Origin of the sequence: Arthrobacter sp. 7Tela_A1 (assembly GCF_049311065.1) — a bacterium.
In the GTDB taxonomy this organism is placed as follows: Bacteria; Actinomycetota; Actinomycetes; order Actinomycetales; family Micrococcaceae; genus Arthrobacter_B.
In genome coordinates this window covers 117518-132331 of record NZ_JAXIOO010000001.1, presented here as the reverse complement: position 1 = coordinate 132331, position 14814 = coordinate 117518, and the positions used below count along the sequence as shown (strand labels likewise).

Sequence of the window (14814 nt, the reverse complement as noted above, 5' to 3'; positions counted from 1 at the left end):
TCACCGTCCGGTGAGATTCCATGCATCTTCGGATCCGTCGTCGTCGCCACTCCCCTCGGATCCGTCGTAGTAGTCGGTGGCCTGCGGCCGGGACTCGAGGTCCTGGGCCACGAGGTCCACGGGGCCCCCGGTTTCAAAGCCGTGGTTCACGTTCGCGTTGTCGGCCAGCGCTGCGGTCTCCGCGGCATCGGCGCCGGTCAGCGGTTCGCCGCCCTGGATAGCGGCCAGCGTAGCGGCGAGGTCGTCCGGTTTGACCAGCACGTCGCGGGCCTTGGAGCCCTCGGAGGGGCCCACCACGCCGCGGGATTCGAGCAGGTCCATCAGCCGGCCGGCCTTGGCGAAGCCAACGCGCAGCTTGCGCTGGAGCATGGACGTCGAACCGAACTGGGTGGTCACCACCAGCTCGGTGGCCTGCAGGAGGACATCGAGGTCGTCTCCGATGTCGTCGTCGATCTGCTTCTTCGGCGCCGTGACTGTGACGTCCTCGCGGTACGTGGCCTGGAGCTGGTTCTTCACGTGCTCCACCACGCGGTGGATCTCCGACTCCGTCACCCAGGCGCCCTGCACACGGATGGGCTTATTGGATCCCATCGGGAGGAAGAGTGCGTCACCCTGGCCAAGCAGTTTTTCAGCGCCGGGCTGGTCCAGGACCACACGCGAATCTGTCACTGAGGAGGTGGCGAAGGCCATGCGGGACGGGACGTTGGCCTTGATCAGGCCGGTGACGACGTCGACGGAGGGCCGCTGGGTGGCCAGGACCAGGTGGATGCCGGCGGCACGGGCCAGCTGGGTGATGCGCACGATCGAGTCTTCGACGTCCCGCGGTGCGACCATCATGAGGTCCGCGAGCTCGTCCACGATGACCAGCAGGTACGGGTAGGCCTTAATGACGCGCTTGGAACCCGCGGGCGGCACCACCTTGCCGTTGCGGACGGCCTTGTTGAAGTCGTCGATGTGCTTGTAGCCGAAGTTCGCCAGGTCGTCATAGCGGGTATCCATTTCCCGGACCACCCACTGCAGCGCCTCCGCTGCCTTCTTTGGGTTGGTGATGATCGGGGTGATCAGGTGCGGCACGCCCTCGTACGCGGTCAGTTCCACGCGCTTGGGATCCACCATGACCATGCGGACTTCATCCGGGGTGGAGCGCATCAGGATGGAGGTGATCATCGAGTTGACGAAGGAGGACTTGCCCGCGCCGGTGGCACCGGCCACCAGAAGGTGCGGCATCTTGGCCAGGTTCGCCACGACGAACCCGCCTTCGACGTCCTTTCCCACACCCATGACCATGGGATGGTCTGTTTTGCGTGCCGCATTCGAACGCAGCACGTCACCGAGGACAACGACTTCCTTGTCCGCGTTGGGGATTTCGATGCCGATGGCTGACTTGCCCGGGATCGGCGAGAGGATCCGCACGTCGGAACTGGCAACGGCGTAGGAAATGTTCTTCGACAGGGCCGTGACCCGCTCGACCTTCGTGCCTTCGCCCAGCTCGATTTCGTAGCGCGTCACTGTGGGTCCCCGCGAGAAGCCGGTGACCTGGGCATCCACGTTGAACTGCTGAAGCGTCCGGGTCAGGGCTGCGACGACTGCGTCGTTGGCTTCCGAGCGTTCCTTGGCGGGAGGTCCGGACGGCAGGAACTCCGACGGCGGCAGGGTGTAGGTGACGTCGCCGGAGAGCTGGAGCTGCTCGGTCCGCTGCGGAATGGGGGCCGACGGCGGCACATGGGCTACGGGGCGTGAAGGCACCGGGGGCACCGGCGGGGCTGCGACGAGGGAGGCTGCAGCCTCCGGAACCAGCGAGATGGCTTCAGTGGGCGGCTCGGCGTCCTCGAGGCCCTGGTCCCGGCGCAGCTTCTGCGTGGCCAGTTCCGCCTTCGTGGGACGGCGGACTCCCGGAGGTACCGCGGACTCGGCCGCGGCTGCTTCCTGCCGCTCCTCTTCGTCGCGCAGGAGTGCGGCTTCGAAGGCCTCATCCCCGGCGTAGCCGTCCGCATGATCCGCCTCATCGTCCTTGCGGCCCTTTCCGAAGCGGCGCTGCTTCTTGGGCTTTTCGGGCTTCTCGGCGGCGTACAGGTAACTCTGGTCGTGGGCCTCGGGATCATCTGCGGCCAGGTCCTGGCCCATGAGGTGCTCGTACAGGGCACGAAGCCGCAGCGGAATATGCCGGAAGGGCGTGGCGGTGACGATCAGCAGGGAGATAAACACCAGCAGCGACAGCAGGATGATGACCGGCCACTTGGTGATGGCTGCGGAAAGCGGTCCCGCGACGAGGAAGCCGACGATCCCGCCGGAAACCCAGAGCTGGTCGAATCCGTCTGATAGGGCGGGTCCGCCGCCGATCAGGTGGGTGATGCCGGCCCCGGAGCAGAGCATGAGGGTCAGCCCGATGCTGATGCGGCCGTTGGCGCGGTGCCGTTCGGGATACCGGAACAGCCGCACGGAGGCGGTCAGGAGCATAAAGGGAAGCACGACGGCCATCCAGCCGAAAGTGCCTGCGGCACCGGCGTGGATAACGTCGGCAACCGGACCGCGCAGCGCCCACCATTCAACGGTGGCGACAAGCAGGGCGGTGAGGATGAGGAAGAATCCGGTGCCGTCGCGGCGGACGTTCCGGTCGGGAACGACGTCGGTGCCCAGTTTGCGCACTCCGGCGCCAACGATCCGGGCGATGCCCATCCAGGCGCCCTGGATGGCACGCAAGGGCAGGGGCAGGGTTTCTTCGGGTGCCGCCTTGGCAGCCTGGCCGCGGCCCGTGGACTTGCCCTTCGCTGCGGTCTTACCACCGGCGCCCCGTGAGGAAGTCCGGCTGGTCGAAGTGCCGCGCGCGGAGGAGGAAGTACGAGTCGCCATACTGGCCACGCTACCGGACGCAGGCCTCAAAACCCCGAATATACGCGCCAGGCAGCCGCTTTCCTTCCCCCGGTGACAGCCCGCCGGGGGAAGGAAAGAGCGGCACTGCTATGCCTCGAGAACCACCGGAACGATCATCGGCCGGCGGCGGAGCCTGCGGTTGACCCAGGTCCCCACCACACGGCGGACAACCTGCTGCAGCTGGTAGGCCGTGTGGTCGCGGTTGGACATCACGGCCTCCTCCAGCGCCTTGCTGATCTTGGGCTTGATCTCGTCGAACACGGCATCGTCTTCGGCGAAGCCACGGGCATGGATCTCCGGCCCGGAGACGATGGTTCCGGTGCTGCGGTTCACCACGGTGATGACTGAAATGAAGCCTTCCTCACCGAGGATCCGGCGGTCCTTCAGGTCAGTGTCGGTGATCTCGCCAACGCTGGAGCCGTCCACGTACACGAAGCCGCACTCAACGTTGCCGACTACCCGGGCCTTTCCGTTGACCAGGTCCACCACGGTGCCGTCATCGGCGAGGATGATGTTCTCTTCCGGCACGCCGGTCTGGGCGGCGAGGTTGCCGTTGGCGATCAGGTGCCGGGTTTCACCGTGCACGGGCATGGCGTTCTTCGGCTTCAGGATGTTGTAGGTGTAGAGCAGCTCCCCCGCCGAGGCGTGGCCTGAGACATGGATCTTGGCGGTTCCCTTGTGGACCACGTCGGCTCCGAGCTTCATCAGCCCGTTGATCACACGGAAGACGGCGTTCTCGTTGCCCGGGATCAGGGACGAGGCCAGGATCACGGTGTCGCCGCGGCCCACGTTGATGCGGTGGTCTCCGTTGGCCATCCGCGAGAGCGCTGCCATCGGCTCGCCCTGCGAACCCGTGGACATCAGGACCAGCTTGTGGTCCGGCATGTTATCCACGTTCTTCAGGTCCACCAGGATGCCCTCGGGGACGTGGAGGTAGCCCAGCTTCTCCGCAATGGCCATGTTCCGCACCATGGAGCGGCCAACGAAGCAGACTTTGCGTCCGTGGGCGGCAGCGGCGTCGAGCACCTGCTGGACGCGGTGGATGTGCGAGGAGAAGGAAGCAACGATGATCCGCTTTTTGACCTTGCCGAAGAGCTCTTCAAGGACCGGGCCGATATTGCGTTCCGGTGACGTGAAGCCGGGAACGTCGGCGTTGGTCGAGTCCGCCATGTAGAGGTCCACACCCTCTTCGCCCAGCCGGGCGAACGCGCGCAGGTCGGTGATGCGCCCGTCCAGCGGAAGCTGGTCCATCTTGAAGTCGCCGGTGTGCAGGACGGTGCCTGCGCCGGTCCGGATGAATACCGCGAGGGCATCCGGAATGGAGTGGTTTACCGCCACGAATTCGCACTCGAAGGGGCCGAGCTGCTCAACCTGGCCCTCCTTGACGGTGAGTGTGAACGGCTTGATCCGGTGCTCCTGGAGCTTCGCCTCGATCAGCGCCAGCGTCAGCTGGGATCCGATCAGGGGGATGTCCTTCTTCAGCCGCAGCAGGTAGGGAACGGCACCGATATGGTCCTCGTGTCCGTGGGTCAGCACGACGCCCACGACGTCGTCCAGCCGGTCCTCGATATAGGAGAAGTCCGGGAGGATCAGGTCAACGCCGGGCTGGGTCTCTTCCGGGAAGAGCACACCGCAGTCCACGATGAGCAGCTTGCCGTCGATTTCGAAGACGGCCATGTTGCGGCCAATCTCTCCGAGCCCGCCCAGCGCCACGATGCGCAGCGTCCCGGGCTTGAGGCGGGGAGGGGTCTTCAGTGCGGTGTCCGCGGTTTCAATCATGTTTTATTACGCCTTGTCCTGGGAAAAGTCCCATCCTGCTTCGGCCAGGTCCGCCAGGACAGCTTCCATTTCAATCGCGTCGGGAGCCACCAGCGGCAGCCGTACAGCGGCGTTGGGGATCACTCCCTGCATCTTGAGGATCTGCTTGGCGGAAATGGCACCTGGTATGTGTGTCATTACGGCTCGCACTACCGGATCCAGTTCAAAGTGGATCCTGCGGGCCTTGTCGAAATCTCCTGCGGCTGCCGCGTCCACGAGGGCGCGGAACGCGCCGGTCGCAACGTGGGCGCTGACGCTGACGACGCCGGCTGCTCCGGCCACCATCCACGGCAGCGTCAGCCCGTCGTCGCCGGCGTAAACATCCAGGGTGGTGTTGGCCAGGACCCTGGTGACGGCAGCGAAGTCAGCCTTGGCGTCCTTGAGCGCCAGGACCTTGGGGTTCTCCGCGAGGCGGAACATCGTCTCCGTGGCGATGGGGATCCCGGCGCGGCCCGGGATGTCATAAATCATGATGGGCAGGTCGCTGGCCGCCGAAACGGCGTCGAAGTGGGCGATCACGCCGGCCTGTGTCGGCTTGTTGTAATACGGCGTCACCACCAGCTGGCCGTCGGCACCGGCGCGCTCTGCCCGCTTGGCCATTTCCACCGAGTGGGAAGTGTGGTTGGTGCCGGTTCCGGCAATAACCTTCGCGCGTCCGCCGACAGTCTGCGCCACGACGCGGAAAAGGTCTTCCTTCTCGCTGTCCTCGAGGGTGGAGGTTTCCCCGGTCGTTCCGGAGACAACGAGGCCGTCACAGCCGTCTTCAACGAGCTTGTTGGCCAGGAAGGCCGTGGCCTCGAAGTCGACTTCGCCGTCGGCAGTGAACGGGGTGACCATCGCGGTCACCAGGGTTCCAAACGGACGGGAAGAAAGAGAAGAGTCAGCCATGGGTAAAACGTTACCTGTTGGACCTGCGATTGGGACAAACGGACACAGGAGCCGCCCGGAGCGAGGCGGGGCCTGTGAGACGATTCTGCAATGAGCAGAACGCGTCTGACGGGCATCGATGCGGCCCGCGGGGTGGCTTTGCTGGGCATGATGTCCACCCATATCTTCCCCCTGTATGACCCGGCAACCGGGGAGCCCACGTTTGCGGCGCTGGTGTTTTCCGGGCGCGCATCGGCGCTTTTCGCCGTCGTGGCCGGCATTGGACTGGCGCTGCTCACGGGAGGACCGAATCCCGGCGCCGGGCGCTCCCCCGGTGCCAGCCGGCGCGGCATCGCGGCCCGGGCCGTGGTGATCGCACTGATCGGCCTGCTGCTCGGCGGGCTCGACACCTCGATCGCGATCATCCTGTTCCACTACGCCGTACTGTTCCTGCTGGTCCTGCCGTTCACGAACATGCGGCTGGGCAGGCTGGCGGCCTGGGCGGGTGCGTGGGTGTGCCTTTCCCCTGTGCTCGCCTATCTGGTGCGGCCGTGGCTGATCGATACCGTTGTTCCGCCGGACGTCGGCGGCAACATCACCTGGGAACATTTCCTGGAACCGGCCACTCTGCTCTCGGATGTCCTCTTCACCGGCGTCTATCCGGCGGTCCAGTGGATGAGCTACCTGCTGATCGGCATGGTGATCGGGCGGCTGCAGCTCTCGGATCTCCGGGTGCAGGCCGGCCTGCTTGCCGCGGGCATCTTCGCGGCGGTGGGCGCCAAGTACCTGAGCTGGTACCTGCTCATCGATGCCGGCGGGTTCGCGGAGCTGCTCACCACCGAGTCGGGCCGGACGTGGCCCATCGGACGGATGCTGGAGGTTAACCTGACGGGGGTGGACCAGTCCGGTTCCTGGTGGTGGCTGGCGGTGAGCGCGCCGCATTCCGGAACCACCTTTGACCTGCTGCATACGGCAGGGACAGCGGCTGCCGTCGTCGCGGCCTGCCTGCTTTTGACCCGGTCGCGGCCGAACCTGCTGCTCCCGCTCTCTGCGGCCGGGGCGATGACACTGACGCTCTACAGCGTCCACATCTGGGTGATGGCCCTCCTGGACGCCCAGGAAACCGCGCCCGACCCGGGGTGGACCTTCTGGCTCCAAGCCGCAGCGGCGGTCCTGGTGGGCCTGGCCTTTGTCCGCCTGGGATCCCGGGGCCCGCTGGAGACTGTCGCCTCGGGTGCTTCCCGGCTGGCCAGGGACGGAAAACTGACCGGGAACCGCCGCTAAAAGCCGCGCACCGCTCCGGTCTCAGTGCCCGGCAGGAGGCAGCTCGCCCTGGGTTGCTGCCGGCTTGCGGACAAAGAAGGCTGCCGCCACAGCGAGGACACTGATCACGGCACCGGCCAGGAACGCAGACTGCACACCTGCCGCAGTGGCTTCGACGGCGGCGGCCCCCTGTGCAAGCTTCGCGGCCGCACCAGTGGAAAGAAGCGTTACGAACAGCGCGGTCCCGGCGCCGCCCATGACCTGCTGCACCGTGTTCAGGATGGCGCTGCCGTGCGAGTACAGCCTCGGCTCAAGCGATCCCAGCGACGAGGTGAACAGCGGCGTAAAGGTCATGGCCAGCCCGATGCTGAGCAGGACGTGGATGACCGGGATAACGAACACCGGAGTGTCCTGGCGGAAGAAAGCCATCATGGCCCAGAGGCTTCCGCTGACCAGCACCGATCCGCCAATCAGCAGGGCTGTCGGGCCAATCCGGTCGTAGATCCGGCCGACGACCGGTGACAGGATGCCCATGATGAGGCCGCCCGGCAGCAGGAGCAGTCCCGTGGTCAGGGTACCCAGGCCCAGGACGGACTGCATGTAGATGGGCAGGACGATCAGGCTCCCGAAGAGGGTGATGCTCGACGCCGCGATCATGGCGATCGAAATCGTGAAGTTCGGCGTGCGGAAGGCCCGGAGGTCCAGCAGCGGCTCGGATACGCGGGCGAGCTTGCCCTGGCGGAGGATGAACAGCACAAGGGCGGCCACGCCGACGGCGAAGGGAACCAGCGGCGGAACCGGCGCCGGACTGTGGGACGCGCCCTCGCCCAGTGCGGAGAGTCCGTACAGCAGCCCGCCGAAGGCGAACGCGGAGAGGATGACGGACAGGACGTCGAGCGGGACCTTGCGCGGTTCGGTGACATTTTGGATCTTGGCCGCCCCCAGGATCAGGGCTGCAACCGCGATGGGCAGCACCAGGATGAACATGAACCGCCAGCTCAGCACGCTGAGGATCACTCCGGAAATCGTCGGCCCGATGGCGGGCGCCACCGAGATGACGATCGAGATGTTGCCCATCGTGCGCCCGCGGGCCGCCGGCGCAACGAGCGTCATCGCCGTCGTCATCAGCAGCGGCAGCATGATCGCTGTCCCGCTGGCCTGCACGATCCTGCCGATCAGCAGGACCGCAAAGCCGGGAGCGATGGCTGCGACCAGCGTTCCGCAGGTGAAGAGGATCATGGCGAGCAGGAAGATCTGCCGTGTGTGGAAACGCTGCAGCAGGAATCCCGTAATCGGAATGATCACGGCCATGGTGAGCAGGAACCCTGTGGTGAGCCACTGGGCGCTGGCCGCACTGATGTCCAGGTCCGCCATGAGCGTGGGAAGGGCAACGCTCATGATCGTCTCATTCAGGATCACGACGAACGCCGAAACGATCAGGATGCCGATGACCAGGCGGTTGCGTGCAGCGTGCGGATCTGCGCCGGGAGCCGCGGCGGATTCTGCCGGAGCGGGTCGTGTGGGGCGGTTTCCGGCATGGGTCGTCAAAAAAGTATCCTCGGATCGCTTGTGCAGAGAGGCGGCACGCCCCTCGAAACTATGGGTGTTGCTCTGTCCGTATTAGCTAACCGAAGCGGAAGCGAAAAGCTTCCCGGCCTGGCGCATCGCGGCACGTGCACGCTTCCGGTCCCCGGCGGCGTCGTACGCGCAGGAGAGGCGGAACCAGGTGCGCCATTGTTCCGGGTCCGCTTCGACCTCGGCCTGGTACTTCACGAACTCGGCATCGGCGGCTTCCCGCACGATCCGCCCGCCCGGAGTCCGCGGCAGGTCATCGACGGGAAGTCCCCCCTCATCAGCGAGGATGCGGGCCATTTTCTCGGTCTGCGCCCCGAAGAGCAGTTCGCGGACCAGGGCCCACACACCCACTGCGGGCAGGACGAAGTAGGCGACGCCCATGGCTTTGGCAACGATGCCGTCTGACATCATCAGCAGCCATCCGCGCTGCGCGACGACCAGGATGTAGAAGACCAGCAGGGTGGTGACCAGCAGGACGCCGATCTTGGCCCGGTTATGGAACAGACCTGAAAAGAAGGTGGACAAGTGCGTTTCCTTAGGCGTTCAGGTTGAGGTAGCCGTCGAGGCCGACGGTGAGGCCCGGATGCGCTGCGACTTCGCGCAGGCCGAGCAGGACGCCGGGCATAAAGGAGGCCCGGTCGTAGGAGTCGTGCCGGATGGTCAGCTGCTCCCCCGGCCCGCCCAGGAGGACCTCCTGGTGGGCTACCAGTCCGCGCAGCCGCACCGAGTGCACACGGACCCCGTTGACGTCGGCGCCGCGCGCACCGGGCAGCTCCGTGGTTGTGGCGTCCGGTGACGGTCCGGTTCCGGCGTCGGAACGGGCTGCAGCTATCAGTTCAGCGGTCCGGGCCGCGGTGCCTGACGGGGCATCCACCTTGTCCGGATGATGGAGTTCGACAATCTCCACGGACTCGAAGTACGGCGCGGCTTTGGCTGCAAACGCCGAAGCGAGCACGGAGCCGAGGGCGAAGTTCGGGGCAATGAGGACACCGGTCTCCGGGTGCTCCGCCAGCAGCTCTTCCAGGCGTTCCAGGCGCCCGGCGTCCCAGCCGGTGGTTCCGACGACGGCGTGCATGCCGTGCTCGACGGCGAAGCGGACGTTGGCTTCGGTGCTGTCCGGAACGGTCAGGTCCACCACGTACTGCGCGCCGGCGGAGACCAATGTCTGCAGGGAATCGGTGCGGCCCAGAGCCGCCACGAGTTCCAGGTCCGGGGCTGCTTCCACGGCCTTGACCGCTTCGGAGCCCATGCGTCCGGTGGCACCGAGCACGGCGACAGGCAGTTTTTCACTCATGGTTCCAGATTACCGGTCAGGCCGGGGCGTCGCTGACGCCCACCCACTCGACGGTCCCGTCGGCAAAGACCTGTTCCTTCCAGACGGGGACCTGGGCCTTTACGGTATCGACCAGTTCAGCACACGCGGCGAAGGCGGTGCCGCGGTGGGCCGAGGCGACGGCGGCCACCAGGGCAGCGTCCCCGATCTCCAGCGGCCCGGTACGGTGGGCCACCCAGATCCGCACGCCGTCGTACTTTCGCGCAGTCTCAGCAGCAACATCCGCAATGACGGCGCCGGCAGTGGGATGGGCGCTGTAGCCCAGGGAGGCGACATCTCGGCCGCCGTCGTGGTTCCGGACAATCCCGCTGAAAGTCACTACGGCACCGTCCTGCGGGGTCCAGACCGCGTCATAGGCGGTCTCGGTGTCCAGGACCGACTCGCCAACGGTGGCAGCAACGACGTGGCTAGTGCTCATTCTTGCCCTCCAACAGGCCGCAGATATGTCCGAGGACAGGTTCCAGGACAGCCAGTCCGTCGGCGACGGCGGACGGGGATCCGGGCAGGTTCACGACGAAACTCGAGCCGGCCGTACCGGCGTACCCCCGGGTCAGCGCAGCCATCGGCGTCTTGGCCAGGCCGGCGGCACGCAGTGCTTCCATGATGCCGGGAACCTGGCGGTCCAGCAGCGGCAGGGTCTGCTCGGGGGTGGCGTCTGTCGGGCTGATGCCCGTGCCGCCGCTGGTGACCACCACGGACGGCTGCAGGGCCAGCATGCGCTTCAGCGCCTCGCCCACCGCATCGCCGTCGGGCACCACTTCAGCCAGCACGACGTCGTATCCGAGTGCGTAGAACCAGTCCTGCAGCAGCGGGCCGGCTTCATCCTCGTAGATTCCCGCGGAGGCGCGGGTGGAGGCGACCAGGATCGCGGCCGTTCGGCGCGCGGGTTCCTTCCGGGGGCTCACAGCGCCCAGTCCCCGCTTTTGCCGCCCGACTTGGCCAGCACCATGATGTCGGAGATGGCTGCGTGTTTGTCCACGGCCTTGATCATGTCGTAGAGGGTCAGGGCCGTGACGGAGACCGCGGTCAGGGCCTCCATCTCGACGCCGGTCAGGGCCTTGGTTTTCACCGTTGCCTTCATGAGAACGGTGCTCTCTCCGGGCTCGAAGTCCACCGTCACCTTGGTGATCGGCAGCGGATGGCACAGCGGTATGAGGTTAGAGGTCTGTTTGGCGGCCATGATGCCGGCCACGCGGGAGACGCCAAAGGCGTCTCCCTTGGGCAGGCCTCCGTCGCTGAGCAGCCGCACCACGTCGGCGGTCGTGTTCAGCACGGCCTGTGCCGTCGCTTCGCGGGAGGTCTCGGCCTTCGCGGAGACATCGACCATGTGGGCGGTTCCGTCCGCCCTGACATGGGTCAGTGCCGGCTGGTTTTCGTCTCCGGCCATCGGCGCGGTCCTTTCGGTAGAACGGGTCATTCCAACAGCCATACTGTCACTTCCGAGCCGGCGGGGAGGTGTTCTGTTTCTTCGGGAACCAGGACCAGTGCGTTGGAGGCGGCCAGGGCATGGATGAGGTGGGAACCGGGCCCGCCGATGAGTGACACCGTGCCCGCACCGTACTGGCCGCGCCGGACCTGCAGTTTCCCGGCCGGACTCAGCGCTTCCTCGGCGAGGACGGCCTTGAGGACCCGGCGTGGTGCCGGCAGGCCGGTCAACGCGCTGAGCGCGGGACGCAGGAACATTTCGAAGGAGACCAGGGCGCTGACCGGGTTGCCCGGGAACCCCAGGAAGGGAACCCCGTCCACGGTCCCGATCCCCTGCGGACCGCCGGGCTGCATGGCTACCGAGGTGAACTCAACGCCGTCGGCCGCCAGCGCCAGCCGCACCACCTCATAGGCGCCCTTGCTGATGCCGCCCGAGGTGAGGATCAGATCCACCGGGTGCCTGGCCAGGTCATCGCGCAGGGCCGTGAGGAATTCTGCCGGAGAGTCCGCCAGGATGCGTGAGCGCATCACTTCGGCACCGGCTTCCCGCAGGCTGACGGCAAGCAGGGTGGTGTTCGCGTCATGGATCTGGCCTGGTGCCAGCGGCCGGCCCGGCTCCACCACCTCGTCGCCGGTACTCAGCAGCAGCACCCGCAGCGGCGCACGGACGCTGACGGCGGGGATCCCCAGGGCTGCCAGCAGACCCAGCTGCGCCGCCCCAAGCCGAGTTCCGGCTGCCAGCGCCACGTCCCCCGCCGCAATGTCGCAGCCCTTGGGACGGACGAACTGTCCGGCCGGCACCCCGCCGGGCAGGGAAACCGCCTCCCCTTCGGGGTGCGGGTAGAACGTGTCCGGCACGGCGCGCTCAATGGGTACGACGGCGTCCGCCCCCGCGGGCAGCATGGCTCCGGTCATGATGGGCGCCGCCGTGCCGGGGGCCAGGCCGGGCGCCGGCGCTCCGGCCGGAATCGCGGCCGCAACAGCCAGTTCTGCGGCTGCTCCTCCCGTGTCCAGGTCCGTGCTGCGAACGGCGTAGCCGTCCATTTGTGAGTTGGCGAACGGCGGAAGGCTGCCCGGGGCACGGACGTCGCCGGCAAGGATGCGTCCGGCGGCCGCATCCAGGCTTCGTTCCTGCGTCCGGCTGCGGAGGTTGTTCGCCAGCAGCTGCGCAACGGCGTCCTGGTGCTCCCGTACCGGGCGCGCCCGGCTGCCTGTGCTCCCCACGTTTCTCCTTCGTCCGGCGTTCTTCCGGAAGTCTATGCGAGGACTCGGGCCCTGCCGTTGTGCCTAGTCGCGCAAGCGGCCGCGCAGGTCGGACAGTTCAGCATCGCTCAGTCCGCCGGAACGCAGGTATTCGGCCGACGAACCGTGGTTTTCCTCAACCCAGTCCAGCGCGGCGCGGATGGCCCCGGCGGGTGCCTTGGTTGCCAGCGTGACGATTTCGTCGTTCAGGGGAACCCCCATCGCGGTGACCATGCCCAGTGTTTTCTCCGCCCAGGCGCCCGCCAGGTTGTGTTCGCTTGCCTCGTAGTCGGCGACGATCGCAGCGGTTTCCACCCCGACAGCGTCCAGGATCAGCGCGATGGCCACTCCGGTACGGTCTTTGCCCGCCGTGCAGTGGACCAGGGTTGCCGAACCAGGTCCGGTTGCTGACACAGCCCTTGCGCTCTGGGCAAACTCCTCCGCGGCGTGCTCAAGCATCCCGGTGTAGATCTGCGCCAGCGTGGGGAGCTGGCCCACGGCGGCCTGCACCGCGCGTGCTGCCGCAGCCCGGTCACCGGAAAGATTCGCCCGCTGCATTTCCTGCTGGGCCATCGCCGTGAACGCTCCCTCCAGCAGCGGCAGGTCCAGCTTCAGGAAGGTGTTCACGGCAGGCAGCCGGTCCGGTGCCATCTGCTGCTCTGCCGGCGTTCGGTAATCCACAATGACGTTGATCTGGGATCCGGCCAGTTCCTCGAGGCCGTGCGGGGTCAGCCCCGCGATTGCGTCGGAACGGTACAGCACACCGGAATTGACGGTCCCGCCCCCGGTGAGCGGCAATCCGCCCACGTCACGGAAGTTAACAGTGCCTTCGAGAGTCGTGATAGCCATTGCTCGACCCTAGCGGATACTCCGGACGGGACGGCATGGTCAGCCGGCGCCAACCGTGACCGAATGCAGGCCGGTGGCGCCGTCGGGCACTACCGGCCGGTTCGTTGCGTCCTGTACGTTGCCGTCCGCGTCGAAGGCGCGGACTTCTATGGTGTGGTCGCCGGCGGAAAGCTCCACGTCGGCCGCGAACTGGCGCCAGGTGTCCGCCGAGATGCCGGCGGCAAGCCGAGCGTCCTGCCACTCGCCGTCGTCGACCTTGACCTGGACGTTGCTGATGCCCGTGTGCTGGGCCCAGGCAACGCCGGCAACAGTCACGGTGCCGGCGCTGAGCCGGGCATTGCGCGACGGCGTGTCGATCCGTGAGGAGAGTTTGACCGGACCGCGCTCGGACCAGCCCCGGTCTGTCCAGTACGCAGTCTCATCTGCGAACCGGGAAACCTTCAGCTCGGTGACCCATTTGGTCGCCGAGACGTACCCGTAGAGGCCCGGCACCACCATCCGGACCGGAAAGCCGTGTTCAGGAGGCAGCGGCTCACCGTTCATGCCAACCGCCAGCAGGGAATCGCGGGCATCGGTCAGAGCCTCCAGTGGGGTCGTGGCGGTCCAGCCGTCCTCGCTGGTGGACAGGACGACGTCGGCACCGTCCTGCACCCCGGCTTCGGCCAGGAGCTTCCGGACCGGCCAGCCGAGCCACCGGGCGTTGCCGATCAAGGACCCGCCCACTTCGTTGGAAACGCAGGCCAGCGTGACCCAGCTTTCCTGCAGGGGCTTGGCCAGCAGCTGGTCATAGGTGAGTTCGACCTCCCTCTCCACGAGCCCCGTGACGCGCAGCCGCCATTCCCGGGGATTCACCAGCGGCACCCGGAGGGCTGTGTCAATCCGGTAGAAGTCGGCATTGGGCGTAATGAGGGGCTCAGTTCCCGGAATGCCGAGTTCCGCGCCGGCAGGAACAGGTGCTGCGGGTTCCACCGGCGGGGGCAGGTCGATGCCCGCGCGCAGGTCTTCGGCGGCTATCTGTGAACTGCGGGTCAGCCCGGCCAGGCCGCCGGCAACCACGGCCACGGCAGCCCCGCCGCCTACCGCTGCGAGGACGTCCCGGCGGCTGGCTCCCGGCTCTCCCGGGCCCGAAGCCGCATAGCTGCGGATCCGTGCCGCCAGTGCCCGCAGGACAAGCACACCCACCAGACCGGCGAGCAGCGGCGGAAGGAGCGCCAACGCAGAGAACTGTGCCCGGGAAAGCGCGGCAGCCGCGCCCAGCACGCCGAAACCCGCCAGTACGGCCGAACCCCACGGCGGACGCCTGGTTTCCAGCAGTCCGCAGGCCGCGCCGGTCAGGGCGATGACCAGCAGCATTCCGGCCAGGAGGGCGGTCTTGTCCGCGGTGCCGAAAACAGCAATAGCCCAGTCCTTGACCGGTCCCGGCACCGCATCGACCACCACCGCTCCTACAGCCGTGACCGGTGACAGGGCAGGACTCAGGAGTGCTGCGGCGAGCTCCCCGGCCGCGACGGAAAGCGCCGCGGCCACCAGCCCTGCAGCACTGGCCCAGGGCCACATTCCTGGCATCGTTT

13 protein-coding genes are annotated in these 14814 nt (G+C 67.0%); 1 reads left to right on the top strand and 12 read right to left on the bottom strand.

Annotation, left to right across the window (positions count from 1 at the left end; translation table 11 throughout):
* From TVB01_RS00630 to dapA, 3 genes are all read right to left on the bottom strand, one after another.
* The gene (locus TVB01_RS00630) at positions 1-2850 is read right to left on the bottom strand and encodes a DNA translocase FtsK 4TM domain-containing protein (protein WP_422453297.1); all 2850 of its coding nucleotides are present in this window, start codon (positions 2848-2850) and stop codon (positions 1-3) included.
* Between the two features lie 108 nt (positions 2851-2958).
* Positions 2959-4650, bottom strand: coding sequence for a ribonuclease J (locus TVB01_RS00625; protein ID WP_422453295.1), 1692 nt, complete (start codon positions 4648-4650; stop codon positions 2959-2961).
* 6 nt (positions 4651-4656) lie between these two features.
* On the bottom strand, positions 4657-5577 hold the full coding sequence (gene dapA / locus TVB01_RS00620) for a 4-hydroxy-tetrahydrodipicolinate synthase (protein ID WP_422453293.1): 921 nt from the start codon (positions 5575-5577) through the stop codon (positions 4657-4659).
* Positions 5578-5667: 90 nt separating this feature from the next.
* On the opposite strand from dapA, the gene TVB01_RS00615 reads away from it, so the two are divergent.
* Positions 5668-6840: a heparan-alpha-glucosaminide N-acetyltransferase domain-containing protein gene (locus TVB01_RS00615; RefSeq protein WP_422453291.1), complete on the top strand. Its 1173-nt coding sequence runs from the start codon at positions 5668-5670 to the stop codon at positions 6838-6840.
* Between the two features lie 21 nt (positions 6841-6861).
* Here TVB01_RS00615 and TVB01_RS00610 read toward each other — a convergent pair whose 3' ends face one another.
* The 9 genes from TVB01_RS00610 to TVB01_RS00570 form a co-directional block, all read right to left on the bottom strand.
* Positions 6862-8367 (bottom strand): DHA2 family efflux MFS transporter permease subunit, encoded by a 1506-nt coding sequence (locus TVB01_RS00610; RefSeq protein ID WP_422453289.1) that lies wholly within the window; start codon positions 8365-8367, stop codon positions 6862-6864.
* Positions 8368-8439: 72 nt separating this feature from the next.
* A complete protein-coding gene (locus TVB01_RS00605; RefSeq protein ID WP_422453288.1) occupies positions 8440-8919 on the bottom strand; it encodes a hypothetical protein in 480 nt (159 codons plus the stop codon).
* 10 nt (positions 8920-8929) lie between these two features.
* Complete coding sequence (gene dapB / locus TVB01_RS00600) at positions 8930-9688, bottom strand: 4-hydroxy-tetrahydrodipicolinate reductase (RefSeq protein ID WP_422453287.1); 759 nt, start codon at positions 9686-9688, stop codon at positions 8930-8932.
* Positions 9689-9704: 16 nt separating this feature from the next.
* Entirely contained in the window at positions 9705-10145 is a 441-nt protein-coding gene (locus TVB01_RS00595; protein ID WP_422453286.1) for a molybdenum cofactor biosynthesis protein MoaE, read from the bottom strand.
* Entirely contained in the window at positions 10135-10641 is a 507-nt protein-coding gene (locus tag TVB01_RS00590) for a MogA/MoaB family molybdenum cofactor biosynthesis protein (protein ID WP_422453384.1), read from the bottom strand. The genes TVB01_RS00595 and TVB01_RS00590 overlap by 11 nt, the downstream gene beginning before the upstream one ends.
* A complete protein-coding gene (moaC, locus tag TVB01_RS00585; protein WP_422453284.1) occupies positions 10629-11114 on the bottom strand; it encodes a cyclic pyranopterin monophosphate synthase MoaC in 486 nt (161 codons plus the stop codon). The genes TVB01_RS00590 and moaC overlap by 13 nt, the downstream gene beginning before the upstream one ends.
* A 26-nt stretch (positions 11115-11140) precedes the next feature.
* Positions 11141-12376 carry a gephyrin-like molybdotransferase Glp gene (gene glp, locus TVB01_RS00580; protein WP_422453282.1) on the bottom strand — a complete coding sequence of 412 codons (1236 nt, stop codon included), beginning with the start codon at positions 12374-12376 and terminating at the stop codon, positions 11141-11143.
* A 63-nt stretch (positions 12377-12439) separates the two neighbouring features.
* The gene (locus TVB01_RS00575) at positions 12440-13243 is read right to left on the bottom strand and encodes a tyrosine-protein phosphatase (RefSeq protein ID WP_422453280.1); all 804 of its coding nucleotides are present in this window, start codon (positions 13241-13243) and stop codon (positions 12440-12442) included.
* Positions 13244-13282: 39 nt separating this feature from the next.
* Positions 13283-14800 carry a molybdopterin-dependent oxidoreductase gene (locus TVB01_RS00570; RefSeq protein WP_422453279.1) on the bottom strand — a complete coding sequence of 506 codons (1518 nt, stop codon included), beginning with the start codon at positions 14798-14800 and terminating at the stop codon, positions 13283-13285.
* Positions 14801-14814 lie beyond the last annotated feature (14 nt).

What these genes read in the sequence shown, in the direction of transcription:
- TVB01_RS00630 (WP_422453297.1), bottom strand. Translation starts at nt 2,850, where the DNA reads ATGGCGACTCGTACTTCCTCCTCCGCGCGCGGCACTTCGACCAGCCGG.
- TVB01_RS00625 (WP_422453295.1), bottom strand. Translation starts at nt 4,650, where the DNA reads ATGATTGAAACCGCGGACACCGCACTGAAGACCCCTCCCCGCCTCAAG.
- dapA (WP_422453293.1), bottom strand. Translation starts at nt 5,577, where the DNA reads ATGGCTGACTCTTCTCTTTCTTCCCGTCCGTTTGGAACCCTGGTGACC.
- TVB01_RS00615 (WP_422453291.1), top strand. Translation starts at nt 5,668, where the DNA reads ATGAGCAGAACGCGTCTGACGGGCATCGATGCGGCCCGCGGGGTGGCT.
- dapB (WP_422453287.1), bottom strand. Translation starts at nt 9,688, where the DNA reads ATGAGTGAAAAACTGCCTGTCGCCGTGCTCGGTGCCACCGGACGCATG.
- TVB01_RS00595 (WP_422453286.1), bottom strand. Translation starts at nt 10,145, where the DNA reads ATGAGCACTAGCCACGTCGTTGCTGCCACCGTTGGCGAGTCGGTCCTG.
- moaC (WP_422453284.1), bottom strand. Translation starts at nt 11,114, where the DNA reads ATGGCCGGAGACGAAAACCAGCCGGCACTGACCCATGTCAGGGCGGAC.
- TVB01_RS00575 (WP_422453280.1), bottom strand. Translation starts at nt 13,243, where the DNA reads ATGGCTATCACGACTCTCGAAGGCACTGTTAACTTCCGTGACGTGGGC.
- TVB01_RS00570 (WP_422453279.1), bottom strand. Translation starts at nt 14,800, where the DNA reads ATGTGGCCCTGGGCCAGTGCTGCAGGGCTGGTGGCCGCGGCGCTTTCC.